This is a genomic window from Geodermatophilus sp. CPCC 206100, assembly GCF_048569675.1.
Lineage (GTDB): Bacteria > Actinomycetota > Actinomycetes > Mycobacteriales > Geodermatophilaceae > Geodermatophilus.
Window position 1 is genome coordinate 76484 of the sequence record NZ_JAQISV010000029.1, and the last position, 17082, is coordinate 93565.

Sequence of the window (17082 nt, forward strand, 5' to 3'; positions counted from 1 at the left end):
GCAGGCTCGGTGCGGGTCCCTGAGGGCGGCCGTTCCCGTACGTCACCCGCTCGCGGCGGTGCCCTGGACGGGGCCTCCCGGTAGCGTCCGCGCATGGTCGTCGCCGCCTTCGTCGCGCCGTACCTGCTGGCGGCCACGGCACGATTCGTCTCCGTCGCCGCGGAGCTGCCGGGTGTCCGCATCGGCCTGGTCACCTGCGAGCCCGTGGAGCGGATCCCCCCGCACCTGCGCGATCGGCTGGCCGGCCACTGGCGCGTCGACGACGCGCTCGACCCGCGGCAGCTGGCCTGGGCGGTGTCCGGCCTGGCGGGGCAGCTGGGCCGGGTGGAGCGGCTGGTCGGCGCCCTGGAGCAGCTGCAGGTACCCCTCGCGCAGGTCCGCGAGTCGCTCGGCATCGAGGGCATGGACGTGCGGACCGCGGTCAACGTGCGCGACAAGTCGCAGATGAAGGAGGCGCTGCGGGCCGCCGGGATCCCGTGCGCCCGGCACGCCCTCGTGCACCGCGCCGGGGAGGCCACGGCCTTCGCCGACGAGGTCGGGTTCCCGCTGGTCGCCAAGCCGCCGGCGGGTGCGGGCGCGCAGTCGACGTTCCGGCTGGACGACGGCGACATGCTCCGGGGCTGGTTGGCGGCCGTGCCGCTGGGCGAGGACTCCCCCGCCCTGCTCGAGGAGTTCCTCACCGGCGACGAGCACACCTTCGACAGCGTGACGATCGGCGGGACGACCGTGTGGTCGTCCATCGCGGACTACCGTCCGCCGCCGCTGGACGTGCTGCGCAACCCGTGGATCCAGTGGACGGTGGTGCTGCCGCGCGACGTCCGCGGCCCGCGGTACGAGGGCATCCACCGGTGGGGGCCGGCGGCGCTCGAGGCCCTGGGCGTGACCGACGCGTTGACCCACATGGAGTGGTTCGCCCGGCCCGACGGCTCGGTCGCCGTCTCCGAGGTGGCCGCCCGGCCGCCGGGTGCCCAGCTGACCTCGATGCACGGCCACGCGCACGACTTCGACCTCTACCGGGCCTGGGCCGAGCTGGCGATCCTCGGCCGGTTCGACGTGCCCGAGCGCCGGTTCGCCTCCGGAACGGCCTACCTGCGCGGCATGGGCCACGGCCGGGTCCGCGCCGTCCACGGCATCGACGCCGTCCAGCAGCAGATCGGGCACCTCGTGGTGGAGGCCCGCCTGCCGCAGCCGGGCCAGCCCGCGAGCAGCGACTACCTCGGCGAGGGGTACGTGATGGTCCGCGACCCCGACACCGCGGTGGTCGAGGATGCGCTGCGCCAGATCGTCGACGGCGTCCGCATCGAGCTCGCCGAGGCCTGACCGTCCCTCAACCGGAGGCTCGATGGACGTCGTTCTGCTCTCCCCCGGCTACCCGGCCGAGATGGCCTACTTCACCCGGGCGCTGGCCGGGGTGGGTGCCCGGGTCATCGGGGTCGGTGACCAGCCGCCGCACTCGCTGCCCGAGGCCGCCCGCTCGTCGCTCGCCCACTACGAGCAGGTGGACCTCGCCGACGAGGGCGCGGTCCTCGGGGCGCTGCGCGGGCTGTCGCAGCACGTGTCGATCGACCGGGTGGAGTGCCTCTGGGAGCCGTACATGCTCCTGGCCGCCCGGATCCGGGAGACCTTCGGCCTGCCGGGGCTCTCCGTCGAGCAGACCGTGCCGTTCCGCGACAAGGAGACGATGAAGCGCGCGCTCGACGCCGCCGGGATCCGCACCCCGTGGCACGTCAGCGCGCGGTCGGTCGCCGAGGTGTGGGCAGCCGCCGAGAAGGTCGGCTACCCCCTCATCGTCAAGCCCATCGCCGGCGCGGGGTCGGCGGACACCTACCGGGTCGACACCGCCGAGGAGCTCGCCGCCGCGCTGCCCCTGCTCCGGCACGTGCCCGAGGTCAGCGTCGAGGAGTTCGTCGACGGGGAGGAGTTCACCTTCGACACCATCTGCGCCGACGGTCAGATCCTCTTCGAGCACGTGCTCTGGTACCGGCCCCGGCCGCTGCAGATGCGCATGCACGAGTGGGTCAGCCCGGTGTCGATCTCACTGCGCGACCTGTCGGTGCCGCAGCTGGCGGGCGGGCGGCAGATGGGCCGGGCCGTGCTGGCCGCGCTCGGCTTCCGCACCGGGTTCACGCACATGGAGTGGTACCTCAAGGAGAACGGCGAGGCCGTGTTCGGCGAGATCGGCGCCCGCCCGCCCGGGGCCCGCGTCGTGGACCTGATGAACCTCGCCACGGACGGCGACACCTACGCCGGCTGGGCGCAGGCCGTCGTCCACGGGTCCATGCCGCCGCTGGAGCGCCGGTACAACGCGGGGGCGGTCTTCAAGCGCGCCCGCGGCGAGGGCCGGATCACCCACTCGGAGGGGCTCGACGCGCTGCTGGGCCGATACGGCGAGCACGTCGCGCTGCTCGACCTGCTGCCGGTCGGGGCGCCGCGTCGCGACTGGCGCTCGACGGTCACCGGCGACGGCATGGTCGTCGTCCGGCATCCCGAGCTGCAGCAGGTCATCGAGATGACCGAGGCGTTCGCCGCCGACTTCCAGCTGTTCGCGTCCTGAGCGGACCACCCTGCCCCCCACCGGCCCCGTCCCGAGGCTCGTCCGGAGCGTGCGAGGGATGAGGAGGACGGGGTGTTTCTCCCTGCAGGGGGCCTTCAGCAGAGCTCGTCGAGGTACTGCGGCAGCATCCGCCGCCACGTCTCCCAGTCGTGCGGCCACTCCTCGCTCCAGACGTCGACCCGGTTCGGCACGCCCTTGCGGCCGAGCGCGTTGCCGGCGTCCCAGGAGGAGTCCACGTCCTCCCATGCCCCCTGGCCGGTGGCGATGATGGCGAACCGGCTGCGCAGCAGGTCGAGCTGCCGGCCCTCGAGCCCGGGGAGGAAGTCCAGCGGCGAGGCGAAGAACAGGTCCTGCGAGAACCGGTGGTCGAGGAAGCGCTGGATCCGGTAGGTGCCGCTCATGCCCACGGCGGCGCGGAACACGTCGGGGAACCGGCAGAGCACGGCGAGGGCGTTGAACGCCCCGATGGAGGCGCCTGCCGCCACGATCGGCGTCTCGGCGCCACCGAGGTCGTTCCGGATCGCCGGGACGACCTCGTGCCGGACGCAGTGGTGGAACTGGTTGAACAGCCACATCCGGTGGTCGAGCGAGCCGGTCTCGGCCACCATCGCCCGGCCGGCGACGCTGTCGCACGAGTAGACCTTGATCCGGCCGGCCTCGATCATCGGCCACAGGGCGCCGATCACCCCGTTGCGCTCGATCTCCTCGGCGTCCCCGCCCGCCGTGGGGAAGACCAGGACCGGGGTGCCGAAGTGCCCCCACCGGCCCAGACCGATCGGCTGCTCCAGGCGCTCGGAGTACCAGCTGTCGGTCACCTTCACGTCGTCCACCCTGACACGGCGACCGCGACGTGGCAGCGCGATCGGGCTGCCGACCAGCCGGTTCCGTGCCAACCTGACCGGACACGATGGACGACGGGAGGCGACCGGCGTGGGCGAAGAGGTCGAGGCCCGGACGTTCTCGCGCACGGACCGGCTCCGCTACCGGGAGAAGCTGCGGCGCTGCCTGGACGTGTTCGGCCGCATGCTCAACGAGTCGAAGTTCGACTTCGAGCGCCCGCTGACGGGCACGGAGATCGAGTTCAACCTGGTCGACGCCGACCAGGACCCGGCGATGCGCAACGAGGAGGTCCTCGCCGCGATCGCCGACGGGGTCTTCCAGGCCGAGATGGGCCAGTTCAACATCGAGATGAACGTGCGGCCGACGTCGCTGGCCGGCACCGCCGCCGCGGAGCTCGAGGAGGAGCTGCGGAGCAGCCTCAACCAGGCCGAGGAGCGCGCCCGGGAGATCGGGGCGCACATCATCATGATCGGCACGCTGCCGACCCTCGCCCCCGAGCACGTGACCGCCGAGGCGATCACCGCCCACCCGCGCTACGCGCTGATCAACGAGCAGATCTTCGCCGCCCGCGGCGAGGACCTGCACATCGCCATCGACGGCCCCGAACGGCTGGACCTGCACGCCGACACGATCGCCCCGGAGGCGGCGTGCACCAGCACCCAGTTCCACCTGCAGGTCAGCCCGCAGGACTACGCGGCCCACTGGAACGCCGCGCAGTGCATCGCCGGCGTGCAGGTGGCGCTCGGCGCCAACTCGCCGTTCCTCTTCGGCAGGGAGCTGTGGCGGGAGACCCGCATCCCGCTGTTCGAGCAGGCCACCGACACCCGGCCGCAGGAGCTCAAGGAACAGGGCGTGCGGCCCCGGGTCTGGTTCGGCGAGCGCTTCATCACCTCGGTGTTCGACCACTTCGAGGAGAACGTCCGCTACTTCCCCGCCCTGCTGCCGGTCTGCGACGACGAGGACCCCGCCGCCGCCCTCGACCGCGGCGAGGTCCCCCGGCTGGCCGAGCTGCGGATGCACAACGGGACCATCTACCGCTGGAACCGCCCGGTGTACGACATCCACGACGGCAGGCCGCACCTGCGGATCGAGAACCGGGTGCTGCCCGCCGGGCCGAGCATCGTCGACGTGTTCGCCAACGGCGCCTTCTACTACGGGCTGCTGCACACCCTGGCCGCCCAGGACCGGCCGGTGTGGTCGCAGATGTCGTTCGCCGCCGCGGAGGACAACTTCACGCAGGGCGCCCGGCACGGCATCCACGCCCAGCTGTACTGGCCGGGTCTGGGCACCGTGCCGGTCACCGAGCTGGTGCTGCGGCGGCTGCTGCCGATGGCCCAGCAGGGCCTGGCCGCGCGGGACGTGGACACCGCGGTCAGCGACCGGCTCCTCGGCGCCATCGAGCGTCGCTGCACCGCCTACCGCAACGGCGCGGAGTGGCAGGCGGAGACGTTCCACCGGATCGACGAACAGCGGCAGCCGCTGGACCGCCGCGACGCGCTGCGGGAGATGCTGCGCCGCTACAGCGAGCACATGCACGCCAACGAACCCGTCGCCGACTGGTGAAGGACCCCCCGCCCCCCGAGAAGGACCCCGTCCTCCCCGCCCTTCGCACGCTCAGGGCGGTGCCCTGGACGGGGCCGTCCGAGCTCGCGGCGGGCCCCTGCAGGGGGCCTAGACGCGGTTGAGGCGGTTCTCCTCGTCGCGCTGCCACATCTCGAGCAGCCCCCGGTAGTGCGCGACGAAGTGGTCGTGCTCGTGCGGGGGGAACGTGGACCGCACCGTGTCGACGAGGAGCCGGTCGAAGTCGGGACCGCGGACCCAGTCGAGCACGACCTCGTCGAGGTGCGGGAGCCGGCTGGCGCAGAAGTCGGAGTAGGCCTCCGTCTGGAAGTACTCGTCGGCCAGCCCGCGGTAGGCCTGCAGCTTCTCCCCGTAGCTCAGGTCGGCCCGGTCGGCGATGTCGAAGAACCGCCGGGTCTGGAGGTCCAGCCGCGGCCGGCGGCCGGTGGCCGTGCAGAACACCGACCACCGGACGAGCGCCTTGATGGCCCACGGGAAGTAGTAGTGCAGGCTGGTCAGCGCGATGTCCGGGCAGGCGTTGGCGTAGTCGATCGGGTACACGACGCCGTCCCTGATCAGCGTCTCGCAGGAGTTGAACTCCCAGCGGAAGAACGCGTTGACCAGCTTGCCGATGGTGACCGTCTCGTCGCCGGTGGCCGCGTCCAGGAAGTCGTGGCTGACCGAGTACCGGCCGTGCATCGGCTGGTCGGGGTCGAAGTTCATGACCATCGTCTCGGCGCCGATGGACAGGCTCCGCGCGAAGACCTCGTATCCCGCCACGGCCTTCTGCAGGTGCATCAGGCGCTGCCCGGAGGCGTCGTAGGCCGCCTGCAGCTCCTCGGGGTTGCGGATCATGGTGACTCCGACCCACGCGCCCCCGTCATAGGGCTTCATGAACAGCGGATAGCCCATGCGCTCGGCGATCGCCTGCAGGTCGAACGGCTGGTTGTACTTCTCCGCGGTGTAGGCGTACTTGGCGTGCTCGGGTGGGTTCTTGTACGGCACCAGGACCGTGTCCGGCACGTGCAGCCCCAGCCGCAGCATGGCGCAGTACGCCGCGTGCTTCTCCATGCTCTGGAAGGTGAAGGGACTGTTGAGCAGGTAGACGTCGTCCATGAGCGCGGCCTTCTTCAGCCACTCACGAGGGTGGTAGTACCAGTAGGCGAGGCGGTCGATGACCAGGTCGTAGCGCGGCTTGGCGCACAGGTCGAACGGCTCGACCGTGATCCGCTCGACGTCGTACTGGTGTGCGGCGCCGGTCCCGTCGTGCACGGTGCCGAGACGGCGCACGATCGCCTCGAGGGCGGTGGGCCAGTCCTCCTCGGTCCCGAGCAGCAGCCCGATGAGGTGCTTGTGGTCGGACATCGACGCTCCTCCAACGGTGGCGGGGCCTCCCGCGTCGCTGCGCTGACCTGGGCGGACGCGGACGGATCCTATGGCCGGCCGGGGATCCCGGCGAGTTCGCGCCAGAGGTGCGCAGCCGCCTCGGCCCCGCGGTACAGCATGGGCAGCAGCACCCGCTCGTTGGGCGAGTGGATCCGGTCGGTGGGCAGCCCCGCCCCCAGGAACAGCAGCGGAGCACCGAGTTGCTCGACCAGCTCGGCCTCCGGCCCGCTACCGCCCTCGCGCAGGTGCAGCACCTCGTCGGGATCGCCGTCCCAGGCCTGCGCGATCGCCCGCCGCAGGGCGGCCATGCCCGGCGAGTCGAGGTCGCTGGCGCACGGAGCGACGCCGGCCTTCCCGACCCGCACGTCAGCAGTGACCCCCTCCGGCAGCCGCTGGTCGACCCAGGCGCGGACCTGGTCGGCGATGTCCGCGGGCTCCTGGTCGGCCACCAGCCGGAAGCTGATCTTCGCGTGCGCCTCGGCCGGGATGATCGTCTTGTGACCCGGGCCCTGGTAGCCGCCCCACATTCCGTTGACCTCCGCGGTGGGCCGGGCGCCGGTCCGTTCCAGGGTGCTGAACCCGGCCTCTCCGTACGCCGCCGCGCCCGCCGCCGGCCCGGCCAGCCACGCCTGCTCGTCGAACGGCAGCCGGGTCATCAGCTCCCGTTCCCGGTCGCCGAGGGGGCGCACCTTGTCGTAGAAGCCGGGCAGCGTGACCCGGCCCTCCTCGTCGTGCAGGCTCGCCAGCAGGCCGGCCATGGCGTGCAGGGGGTTGGCGACGGCGCCCCCGAAGGACCCGGAGTGCAGGTCCACCCCCGGCCCGCGCAGGGTGATCTCCGCACCGGCCAGCCCGCGCATCGAGACGACGGCGCTGGGGAGGTCGGGAGCGGCCATGCCGGTGTCACTGACGACGACGACGTCGCACTCCAGCCGGGCCCGTCGCTCCGTCAGCAGTGCGGCGAGGTGCGGCGACCCGGACTCCTCCTCGCCCTCGACGAGCAGTCTCACGGTCACGGCCGGGGTGTCCCGACCGGTCGCGGCGAGGTGGGCGCGCATGCCGAGCAGGTGCATGGCGACGTTGCCCTTGTCGTCGATCGCGCCGCGGGCGTGCAGCTCGGGGCCGTCCGGTCCCTCGACGACCGTCGGCTCGAACGGCGGGTGCACCCACAGCTCCAGCGGGTCCACCGGCTGCACGTCGTGGTGCCCGTACACGAGCGCGATCGGGGCCTCGGAGTCGCCCGACGGCCACTCGGCGTAGACCGCGGGCGCGCCGGGCGTCGGCCAGACCTCGACCGTCGGGAAGCCGACCCTGCGCAGCGCCTCGGCCAGCCACTCGGCGCTGCGGGCGACGTCGGAGGCGTGCGCGGGATCGGCGGAGATCGACGGGATCCTCAGCCAGGCGTCCAGATCGGCGCGCAGGTCGTCGAGGTGCGCGGTCACGAACTCGCGCTCGGGGCTGGTCACGACCCCCGACCGTAGCCCGGTGCCGAGGACGTCTCGCTGCCGTCCACTGCACACGGCGATGGATGCTCCACGTCGACGTCGGCGGTCCCTGCTGCGACGTGGGCGTGGACCGCCCCGCCCCCGGCGGCCGATCGAACCTCTGCCGAGCGCCGTCGGCCCCCGACTACGGTGGCGTCGTCCCGCGGTGTCGCTCCTGCTCGACCACGGCCTCGAGGTCCGCGAGCCGGTCGAGGCCCTGCAACGGCCGGCGCATGCGGTGGTTGCCCGCGAGCCGGTCGCGAGTGCGGTCGAGGAAGGCCCAGTAGCCCGCGGTGTAGGGGCAGGCGTCGTCCCCGAGCCGCTTCCGCGGGTCGTACCGGCAGCCGCGGCAGTAGTCGCTCATCCGGTCGATGTAGGCGCCGCCGGACGCGTAGGGCTTGGTCGCGAGCACACCGCCGTCGGCGTGCTGGCTCATCCCGACCACGTTGGCGACCATCACCCACTCGTAGCCGTCGACGAAGCTCTCGTGGAACCAGTCGGTCATCGCCGAGGGGTGGATGCCGCGCTGCAGCGCGTAGTTGCCGAGCACCATCAGGCGCGGGATGTGGTGCACCCAGCCGTCCCGGCGCAGGTCGCCCAGCACGTCGGAGAGGCAGGCGGCGTCGACGGCGGTGTCGTCGAGTCCGGCCAGCCAGTGCGGCACCGCCCGGCGGGCTGCGAGGAAGTTGCGGTCCCGGAAGTCCCGGCCGAGGTGCCAGTACAGGTGCCAGGTGTAGTCACGCCAACCCATGACCTGCCGGACGAACCCCTCGACGCTGTTGAGCGGCAGGGGGTCGCCGTCGGCGACGGAGTCGCGGTACCGCTGCTCGGCCCGCACGACGACGTCGAGAGGGTCGAGCAGCCCGAGGTTGAGCGCGGGTGAGAGCAGCGAGTGGGCCAGCCACCGCTCGTCGCGCAGCATCGCGTCCTCGTGCGGTCCGAACGCGCCGAGGCGGGTGTCCAGGAAGTCGCGCAGCCGGTGCAGCGCCTCGGCCCTGGTGGCCGGGAACAGCCGCGGGCCGTCGTCCCCGACGAAGGACACGTCGCCGGCGGCCTCCCAGCGGTCGAGGTCGGCGCGGACCTCCTCGTCGATCTCGTCCTCCTCCGGCCACCACGGCGCGGGCGCCGGCGAGCGGCCGTCGGCGGGCGGCGGCTGCCGGTTCTCCTCGTCGAGGTTCCACCGCCCACCGACCGGTCGAGCGCCGTCCATGAGGACGTCGTGACGCCGGCGGGCGTCGCGGTAGAAGTCCTCCATGAGCAGCCGCTGCTGACCCCGTCCGGCGGCCCAGGCCACGAAGTCGGCCCGGGAGCTGACGAAGCCGCGAGCGGCGAGCACCTGCACGTCGGGGCGGCTGAGGACGAAGTCGCGACTGCGCCACGACGTCGGGGCGCAGACGCTCAGCGGCTCCCGGACCCGGTCGAGCGCCTCGGCATAGGTGCCCACCTGGTGGAACTCGGCGCGGTCCCCCAGCTCGGCGGCGCGGTGCCGCAGCGCCGAGAGCACCAGGTGCGCCTTCTGGCGGTGGAACCGCCGGCGGGCGAACACCGCCCGCGACTCGATCAGCAACCCCCGCTGCTGTGCCGCGTCGAGGAAGTGCGGACCGAGCTGGTCGGCGAAGCACCAGCGCCGGCTCCCGGGCGCCGTGTCCGGGAAGTCGGCCAGGGCGGGATCCGGCCGACGGCCCTCCCCCTCCACCGCACCGTCGACGATGGCCGCCACGAGCCTCCCCTTCCCTCCAGAACACCGCGGAGCGGTCACGCGCGCGTCGTCAGGCCCTGCCGCAGCTCGGCCAGGGCTCGCGCGAGGCTCACCCGCGGCTCCCAGCCCCACCGGCGCGCCCGGTCGGTGCGCAGCCGGCCGGTCCAGACCGGCTCGTCGGTCCACTCGGGCGAGACGCCCAGCGCGTCGGTCACCGTGCCGAGGTAGTCCCGCCACGTCGCCGGCTCGCCCGCGACGATGACCGGGGTCGCGCGGCCGGCCACCGGGCCCCGCTCCGGGTCGTCGGCGGTCGTGACGGCGCCCGTGGCGACGTCCGCGATCAGGGCCGCCAGGTCGTCGACGTGCACCCAGGGCCAGGTCTTCGCCGGGTTCACCGGCCGGTTCCCGTCGCGGACCTCCCGCGGTCGCAGGGTGTTCCACACCGATGTGTCCCCGGCGCCCAGGATCGCCGGCGGGCGGACCAGCACCGTCGTGAGCCCGCCGACCTGCGCCAGCGCGGTGTCGGTGGCGTTCTTGGTGTCCTCGTAGTCGCCGCTCCCCTCGGGCAGGAGGGCGCCGTCCTCGGCCACGTCGCCGACGCCGGCCGAGCGGTCGTAGACCCCGGCTGTGGACACGTGCACCAGCCGGGCGACGCCGGCGTCCCGGGCCGCCCGGGCGAGGACCGGCGTGCCCTCGGCGCCCACCCGGTGCTGCACCTCCCGGGACGAGCCCATCGGGTGGACCGTCGTGACGACCGCGTCGGCGCCCTGGGTCACCGCGCGGGCGAAGGACTCGTCGGCGAAGTCGCCGACGTGCTCGGTCACCCCGTCGAGTGCCGGCGCGCTCCCGGCGCGGCGGACGACGGCGCGCACCTGCGCCGACCGCTCGACGAGTGCCCGGCAGACCGCGGTGCCCACCAGTCCGTTCGCACCGGTCAGCACGACGACGGGAGAGGAAGAGGCCATGTCGTCCACCCTGCCAGCGACCAGTCGACGGCGCCCGCCACCCGGCAGGTCGTCGCAGCGTCGGGACGCCCCTCGACCGCCTGGCAGTCACCGGGCTGCCGGCGCTGCGGCGAACGGCTGCCATGGCGCGCCGCGCGGCGCTAGGGTCCGGCATGGCGACCCGGCGTGCGTTGCTCCTGATCGCCGACATCGGCGGCTACACGACGTACATGCAGTTCCACCGCAGCATGCTCGGCCACGCGGAGGCCGCCACGAAACGCCTGCTCGACAAGATCGTCGACGCGGCACGGGACTTCGAGCTCATCGAGATCGAGGGCGACGCGGCCTTCCTCTCACGCGACGCCGACGGGCTGGACGGAGCCGCGACACTGTCCGCCGTCACCCGTGCAGCCGTCGCCATGCACCGTGCGTTCCACGACCAGCGCCGGCTCATCGAGCTCAACATGTGTCCCTGCGGGAGCTGCACGCAGACCAGCGGCCTGACGTTGAAGTTCGTCGCGCACGTCGGGGACGTCGCCACCCAGACGATCAGGCGCCGGAAGAAGCTCGTCGGCCTGGACGTGATCTACGTCCACCGCCTGCTCAAGAACCCCGTCGAGGTGCCGGAGTACCTCCTCGTCTCCGACGAGCTCTTCCGCAACGGGGGCACCACCTCCGCCGAGCTGGCGATCCAGGAGATCACGCAGGACCTCGAGGGGATCGGACGGGTGCAGACCTTCTACGTCGACGTCGAGGACATGGCCGATCCGCTCGCGCCGCTGCCGGATCCCTCGTGGCTCGTGCGCATCGGCGCGACCCTCGACATGGTCGGCCGGGGCCTCCCGCACGTCCTCCCCCGCCGACGCTCACGCTCGCTCGCTGCAGCCGGCTGACGCCTCGGCGGTCCGTGCGAGGACGGTGGGCAGCTACTGCACGACCCGGCTGCGGAAACGCTCGAGTTCTGACACCGGCAGCCGCGTCCCGGCGGCTCTGAGCAGCGAGACGACGTCCTGCGTGCGCCGGTCGAGCCGTTCCGCGAGCACGGAGGCCATGTCGGCGACGATCGCCGTCGCGAGGCGTTCGTGGCGCGCGAGGCGGGTCTGGACGTCCGCCGCACGCCACTTGACCATCCGCACCGGGGTGTTCGCTCTCGCCGTGGCAGTGCGAGAGGCGGATGGCACGAACACCGAGAGCTCACCGAGAACCGACCCCGGGCCCAGCTCGCCGAGAACCCGGCCGTCCTTGCTGACCTCGACGGTCCCCTCCAGGATGGCCGCGACGCCGTCGGCCGGATCGCCCTCCTCGAAGAGCGTCACGCCGGCCGCAGCCACGCTCATCCCGGTCTCCCGGTCGAGCTGGTCCAGGTCCTCGTCGACGACGAGTCGGAACGGGCAGTAGGCCCGGATCTCCACTGGTCGCTCCGCGTCCAAGCGCGTTCTCCGTGGGTGTCGATGGCGTCGGGCGGGGCGTCCTCGGACGTCGGGCAGCCTCGCTGGACGACACGCTAACCCGGATCGCCCGGGGGTTGGCCGGTGCGCGTCCCGGCCGGCGACCCGGAACCCGTGCCCTCCTGGCTCAGGAACCGACGTGGTGGCGACGTCGGAGTCCCTTGCCAGAGCGGGAAGCCGCCACGGATGCTCGCCCCGAGCCGTCCCCGTCCCGCTGAGGACCAGGGTCGACCGCAAGCCGGAGGGGGCGGTGGTGGGGCAGGTCCGATCGACGTTCGTCGAGCGTGCGTCGTGGCTGCTGCGGCTCCCGCTCGAGACCCCGACCATCCCGTTCCAGGACGACGCCACCGGGTGCACGCTCTGGCTGAAGCTCGACTACCTGCTGCCGAGCGGCTGCACCAAGGACCGGATGGCGACGAGCATCGTCGCGCATGCGATCGCAACGGGAGAGGTGTCCCCCTCCACCGTCGTCGCCGAGGCGTCGAGTGGATCCACCTCGATCGCGTTGAGCATGGTCTGCGCCACCGTCGGTGTGCCGTTCCGGGCGTACATGCCCAAGACGGTCAGTGGTGAGCGGGTCCTGATGATCCGCCGGCTCGGTGGCGACGTCGTCCTCACCCCTGCCGAGCAGGGCATGGACGGAGCGGTCGCTGCCATGCTCCGCGACTGCGGCACGGAGGCGGACCTGTACGCCGCCCGACAGTTCGAGAACCCGCGGAACGTGTTCGCGCACCGGCACTCGACCGGTCCCGAGCTCATCCAGCAGGTCGGCGTCCGGCTCCACGGCTTCGTCGCCGGTGTCGGCACCGGAGGCACGCTGATGGGCGTGGCCCACGCGCTGCGGGACCACGGCTACGACACGGTCGTCGCTCAGGCCGTGCCGACGGCGACGTCGACCGCGGATGGACACCCCGGGGTCGTCGGCGGGATACCGGGCATCGTCGAGGGCATGAGCCGCCTGCTCGACCCTGCCGCCGTCGGACTCGACGCGGCCGTGCCGGTCCCGGAGCCGGAGGCCCTGACCACGGCACGCGAGTTCGGTCGCCGTGGCCTGGGCATCGGCCCGTCGAGCGGGCTCAACATCGCCGCGGCGCGGCGGCTCGCCGCCCGTCTCGGCCCCGGGCACCACGTGGGCACGGTCCTGCCCGACCGCATGGAGCGGTACTTCTCGACTGCGTTGTTCGACGACGTCGCGGCGGAGCTCTAGTCGTCGAGGAGTGACGTGTCCAGCTCCCGCTCCGGCAGGACCTGGATGAAGTACTCGACGCCGAACATCTCCCGGAGGATCGAGTCGGGGAACATCGCCGGGTCGATCGGGTACTGGGAGCGGTGTGCGGCCGTCGCCCGGATCTTGTGGCCGACGAAGTCCGAGACGTCGATGCACGTGCTCACCCTGGCGTCGATCTGGTCCCCTGACGGGAGCGACCTCGTCGGCAGCGGGAGGGTCTGGTCCCGACGTCGGTCGACGGAGGACTCGGAAGCCAGGAACGTGAGGCTCGTGACGTCGTCCAACGCCACCACGTGCGCGTTGCGCGGCCGGCCGGTGGCGATGCCCTGTTCCCCGATGAACTCCCCCGGGCCCGACCGGTCGACCACGCGCACGCGACCGTCCGCACCCTCTCGCCGGATCTCCACGGAACCGGACAGGAGGAAGTGCATCGTCGTGGCCTCCTCACCCTGTTCGATGAGGTAGGTACCGGACGGGAACCACTCGACGCTGACGAAGTCGGCGGCGAGACCCAGCGCGGTCGTCTCGCGCGAGAAGACCGACAGGGCGCGGACGAAGTCCCTGGTGCCCTTGAAGCGGGTCGTCAGCTCGACGACCCACGCGGCCAGGCGGTCGCGCAGCAGCATCCTGCTCCGCGGTAGGTGACAGTGGAAGAGCCGGGGCGAGGTGACCGATCGCAGCCGGTAGCAGGCCGCGGTGACCGCTGCTCCCACGGCCACGTGGTCGGGGTGACCGGAGAACCCGTCCGGGCCGAACGTGATCACCACGTCGGGATCGAACTCGGCGATCAGCTCCGACACCTGCTCGAGCAGGGTCTCACCGTCGACCTCGGCGAGGCCGCCGTCCGGGTGGTCGAGACATCTCGTCCGGGTGAGCCCCAGCTCCTTGCCGGCCGCGTCGAGTTCCCGCTCCCGGACTGCCCTCAAGGTGGCCCGGGTCGCGACGGCGGCGTCCCTGATCTGGCCGGCTCCGCCCCTGGTGAGCGCGACCACACTGACCTCGGCGCCCGAGCCGGCGTACTTGGCGAAGGTGCCGCCGGCACAGATGGTCTCGTCGTCCGGATGGGCGAAGATGCCCAGCAGCCGCGGAGGTCTCCGACCGGGGGGATCCACAGACATGTCGCGCGCCAACCGATCACCGTCGAGTGTGCCGCGGACAGTTCGAGGTGGACTGTGCAGCGGCCAGCCGGTCGAGGGCGCACCGTACCGTCCCGCTGAGCCGACGAGCGAGCGCGTGGCGTCGGCGGTCAGACGATGCGCAGATCGATGTGCACGTCCTCGCGGGCGGCGTGGGTCATGGCGATGACGAGATCGAGTGTCATCTCCTCGATGTCCTCGACACCGTCAGCCTGAGTGGTACCGACACCCGGCACGTCGATCACCCAGTGGTCGCCCTCGCTGACCGCGGTGGCGGTGTAGTCGGTCATCGGTCCTCCGAACTGCCGTCAGGGCGAGACGTCGACGTGGTGTCGCGTCAGCCGACTGTCGACCGCCCACCTCCGCCTTGGCAAGGCGCAGGGGCGACCGCTCTCGAGGCGGGCACGACCCCGATCCCGGTCTCCCCCGCGAGGCGGCCCGGACCTGTCGGCAGATGGCTCTAGCGTTCGGGAGCATGAGCGACGGGTTCGACGCAGAGGATGCGCCCAGCGCTCTGGGAGAGCTGACCGGCCACGAGCTGTGGGAACACACGCAGCGGTCCGGTCAGCGGGTCGCCGCCGCGTGCGAACAGCTGATCGCCGCCCCGTCGGCGCGGGCGCGGGTGGCCCTGGCACCGGAGTTCCTGCGGCGGGTGCGTCAGCTGCTGACACTGCGCCTCACGGCGGTCGCCCGGGCTCGGCGGCGGGCGTTCCCGGTGCAGGTGCCGACGGCCGGCAGCCACGGCATCGCCACCCTGTGGGCGGAGGTCTTCTGGGCGGCACGGGCGCGGTCCCCGGACGACGACTCCGGTGTGCTGCAGGCGACCGACGTCTCGATCCGGGGGCTGCTGGCCCTCGAGCCGTCGGACCTGGCCGACCCGGACCAGGTGCGCGCCTGGTCGGAGCGGCTGGAGCTGGTCGAGGAGACCCTCGACGGGCTGGACATGGAGGCCCAGGCGGTGGTGGAGGGACTCCAGACCGCCGCCGAGCACCGGCAGTAGGTGCCTGCGGGCGTCGAGAGCCGCCGCGCCGACCGGTCCTGCCGCGCCGCCCCGGGAATCAGCGTCATGCCGCGCCGTGGGCGGGCGCGGGCGCGCCCGTGCCGGGCTCGGCCAGGATCCAGCTCGTGCGGCCGTGCAGCGGCGGGGTCTTGGTGCCGTCGGTGAACCACACGACCACTCCCCCGGAGGTCCGGCAGCGCGCGCGCACCACCCGGACCCAGCTGCCGCGCCCCGACCTGGTCGGCCGGACCAGGGGCAGCCCGAAGTCCGTGCCGACGACGTCGCTGGTGAGGACCGACTCGCCGGCGGCCAGGTGGCTCGTCGCCATGGTGGTCACGTGCGTGCCTCCTCGGTGGGGGGACCGATCCGGCGACCGGCCCTGGGGATCCGTCGTCCGGGCGGGGCGCCCGGACGGGGCGCTCAGTTCGGCCGGGTGCTGGTCCGTGTGACCCGGATGGTCTGCGGGCTGCGGATCCGCCGGGTCGGCGCCACCTCACCCAGCTCGGCCAGCCGCTCGACCGCGGCGTCCTTGTCGACCTGCGTGCGCAGGCCGCCGCCGGACCACTCGCAGTAGAGGTCGTCCGCCGGCCCGGACCTCCCCCGCAGCCGTTCCCGCGCGTACTCCTTGTTGCGCTTGGCCTCGTTCTCCGCCGCCCGCCAGGCGTCGTAGTCGTGGACGGCCTCGACGTAGTCCTCGTGGTCGACCGTCAGGCGGGACTGGCGCGAGACGTCGCCCTCGGTCTCCGGGTCCACCGGCGGGCCCCAGCAGAGGTCGAGGAAGGGGCACCAATCGCACATGGTGTCCACGCCGGGCCCGAACCCGTCCCGGGGAACGGCGTCGACGCCGTCGTCCTCCACGGTGGCGTAGACGTCGGTGAGCCAGAGGACGGCCTCCGCGGCCAGCGCCGGGTCGTGGTCGGTCTCGAAGACGACGTCCTCACCCGAGTCCCGGGAGAGGTAGCGGATGCGCAGCCCCTCCACGTCCTGGGCGGTACCGACCGGCAGCCGGCGGTCGTGGGTCTGCCCGGTGCGCAGGAGCCAGGCGTAGACGGCGACCTGGAACCAGTGCTTGACGGGCACCCCGCGGGTGAGGACCCGCTCGAAACCGAACCGCGACGTGGTCTTGAGGTCCTCCACGACCGGGTCGTGCCACCAGTCGCAGCGGCCCTTGACCTGGTCGCCCTGGAGCCCGACCTCGGTCAGCCCGCCGTACTGGCGGCGCAGGGTGCGCAGGACCCCGCGGTGCAACTCGGTGCCGAGGAAGGCCTGCAGCCCGGTGCGGGTGTTGGTGGGCCGGCGCCGGGCGACCCGGTAGGCCGCCCGGCGCCGGCACTCGCCGAGCTCGGAGGCGCCGATCATCCGCTGCCGGGAGCGGGCCCGGTGGCGGTCGAGGTCCCGCACCGCGGCGGCCAGGCTCGGGGCCGTCCGCCGCTCCGCGGCGCTGGGACGGGCGGGCAGGACCGCGGTCACGCGGAGAACTCCTGCTGCCCCACCGCCAGACCCGCGCGCTGGGTGGCGATCACCTCGCGGACCAGGGCGGTCAGCCGCTTGGTGGCCACGTGCTCGACGGGCCGGCCGAACCGCTCACCGATCAGCTCGTCGGACACGCCCAGGGACTCCAGGCTGGCCAGCACGCCGCGGCGCGCCGCGGTGAGCCGGCGCTCCCGGGGGTCGTCCGGCGTCGGCGAGGCCTCCAGCAGCGGGTTCGCCTGCGCGGCCCGGCTGTCGGGCGACGGCGCGGCGGCCGCGGCGGCGGCCCGGGCGGCCTCGACCACCGCGGCGGGCGTCGTCGGCGCGGGCGGAGCG

General features: G+C 73.0%; 17 protein-coding genes. 6 read left to right on the top strand and 11 right to left on the bottom strand.

Annotated elements, in window-relative coordinates; all coding sequences use genetic code 11:
• Nucleotides 1-93: 93 nt before the first annotated feature.
• Both PGN05_RS14835 and PGN05_RS14840 read left to right on the top strand, forming a co-directional pair.
• A complete protein-coding gene (locus PGN05_RS14835; RefSeq protein WP_419753324.1) occupies nt 94-1320 on the top strand; it encodes a hypothetical protein in 1227 nt (408 codons plus the stop codon).
• Between the two features lie 22 nt (nt 1321-1342).
• Nucleotides 1343-2554 carry an ATP-grasp domain-containing protein gene (locus tag PGN05_RS14840; protein WP_419753325.1) on the top strand — a complete coding sequence of 404 codons (1212 nt, stop codon included), beginning with the start codon at nt 1343-1345 and terminating at the stop codon, nt 2552-2554.
• A 95-nt stretch (nt 2555-2649) separates the two neighbouring features.
• On the opposite strand, the gene PGN05_RS14845 is transcribed toward PGN05_RS14840, so the two are convergent.
• Complete coding sequence (locus PGN05_RS14845; RefSeq protein ID WP_419753326.1) at nt 2650-3375, bottom strand: esterase family protein; 726 nt, start codon at nt 3373-3375, stop codon at nt 2650-2652.
• Nucleotides 3376-3484: 109 nt separating this feature from the next.
• Here PGN05_RS14845 and PGN05_RS14850 point away from each other — a divergent pair, with 109 nt between their 5' ends.
• Nucleotides 3485-4957 carry a glutamate--cysteine ligase gene (locus PGN05_RS14850; protein WP_419753327.1) on the top strand — a complete coding sequence of 491 codons (1473 nt, stop codon included), beginning with the start codon at nt 3485-3487 and terminating at the stop codon, nt 4955-4957.
• Nucleotides 4958-5065: 108 nt separating this feature from the next.
• Here PGN05_RS14850 and PGN05_RS14855 read toward each other — a convergent pair whose 3' ends face one another.
• The 4 genes from PGN05_RS14855 to PGN05_RS14870 all read right to left on the bottom strand — a co-directional run bounded on the left by PGN05_RS14855 (nt 5066) and on the right by PGN05_RS14870 (nt 10485).
• Nucleotides 5066-6319: a hypothetical protein gene (locus PGN05_RS14855; protein WP_419753328.1), complete on the bottom strand. Its 1254-nt coding sequence runs from the start codon at nt 6317-6319 to the stop codon at nt 5066-5068.
• 68 nt (nt 6320-6387) lie between these two features.
• Complete coding sequence (locus PGN05_RS14860; protein ID WP_419753329.1) at nt 6388-7803, bottom strand: M20/M25/M40 family metallo-hydrolase; 1416 nt, start codon at nt 7801-7803, stop codon at nt 6388-6390.
• Between the two features lie 163 nt (nt 7804-7966).
• Entirely contained in the window at nt 7967-9541 is a 1575-nt protein-coding gene (locus PGN05_RS14865; protein WP_419753330.1) for a cryptochrome/photolyase family protein, read from the bottom strand.
• 35 nt (nt 9542-9576) lie between these two features.
• On the bottom strand, nt 9577-10485 hold the full coding sequence (locus PGN05_RS14870; RefSeq protein ID WP_419753331.1) for an NAD-dependent epimerase/dehydratase family protein: 909 nt from the start codon (nt 10483-10485) through the stop codon (nt 9577-9579).
• Between the two features lie 152 nt (nt 10486-10637).
• Between PGN05_RS14870 and PGN05_RS14875 the strand changes: the two genes are divergently transcribed.
• Complete coding sequence (locus PGN05_RS14875; RefSeq protein ID WP_419753332.1) at nt 10638-11357, top strand: DUF2652 domain-containing protein; 720 nt, start codon at nt 10638-10640, stop codon at nt 11355-11357.
• A 33-nt stretch (nt 11358-11390) separates the two neighbouring features.
• Here PGN05_RS14875 and PGN05_RS14880 read toward each other — a convergent pair whose 3' ends face one another.
• The gene (locus PGN05_RS14880) at nt 11391-11876 is read right to left on the bottom strand and encodes a cyclic nucleotide-binding domain-containing protein (RefSeq protein WP_419753333.1); all 486 of its coding nucleotides are present in this window, start codon (nt 11874-11876) and stop codon (nt 11391-11393) included.
• Nucleotides 11877-12165: 289 nt separating this feature from the next.
• On the opposite strand from PGN05_RS14880, the gene PGN05_RS14885 reads away from it, so the two are divergent.
• Nucleotides 12166-13119 (top strand): PLP-dependent cysteine synthase family protein, encoded by a 954-nt coding sequence (locus tag PGN05_RS14885; RefSeq protein WP_419753334.1) that lies wholly within the window; start codon nt 12166-12168, stop codon nt 13117-13119.
• Here PGN05_RS14885 and PGN05_RS14890 read toward each other — a convergent pair.
• Nucleotides 13116-14258, bottom strand: a complete 1143-nt coding sequence (locus PGN05_RS14890; RefSeq protein WP_419753335.1) for a PIG-L family deacetylase — start codon at nt 14256-14258, stop codon at nt 13116-13118. The genes PGN05_RS14885 and PGN05_RS14890 overlap by 4 nt on opposite strands.
• A 128-nt stretch (nt 14259-14386) precedes the next feature.
• Complete coding sequence (locus tag PGN05_RS14895; RefSeq protein WP_419753336.1) at nt 14387-14566, bottom strand: hypothetical protein; 180 nt, start codon at nt 14564-14566, stop codon at nt 14387-14389.
• Nucleotides 14567-14751: 185 nt separating this feature from the next.
• Between PGN05_RS14895 and PGN05_RS14900 the strand changes: the two genes are divergently transcribed.
• Nucleotides 14752-15276 (top strand): hypothetical protein, encoded by a 525-nt coding sequence (locus tag PGN05_RS14900; protein ID WP_419753337.1) that lies wholly within the window; start codon nt 14752-14754, stop codon nt 15274-15276.
• 64 nt (nt 15277-15340) lie between these two features.
• Here the strand turns inward: PGN05_RS14900 and PGN05_RS14905 are convergent, their stop codons facing one another.
• The 3 genes from PGN05_RS14905 to PGN05_RS14915 all read right to left on the bottom strand — a co-directional run.
• Entirely contained in the window at nt 15341-15613 is a 273-nt protein-coding gene (locus tag PGN05_RS14905; RefSeq protein ID WP_419753338.1) for a hypothetical protein, read from the bottom strand.
• An 83-nt stretch (nt 15614-15696) separates the two neighbouring features.
• Nucleotides 15697-16746, bottom strand: a complete 1050-nt coding sequence (locus PGN05_RS14910) for a PD-(D/E)XK nuclease family protein (RefSeq protein WP_419753339.1) — start codon at nt 16744-16746, stop codon at nt 15697-15699.
• The coding region (locus PGN05_RS14915; RefSeq protein WP_419753340.1) for a hypothetical protein at nt 16743-17082 on the bottom strand (340 nt) is incomplete at its 5' end. The genes PGN05_RS14915 and PGN05_RS14910, both read right to left, overlap by 4 nt.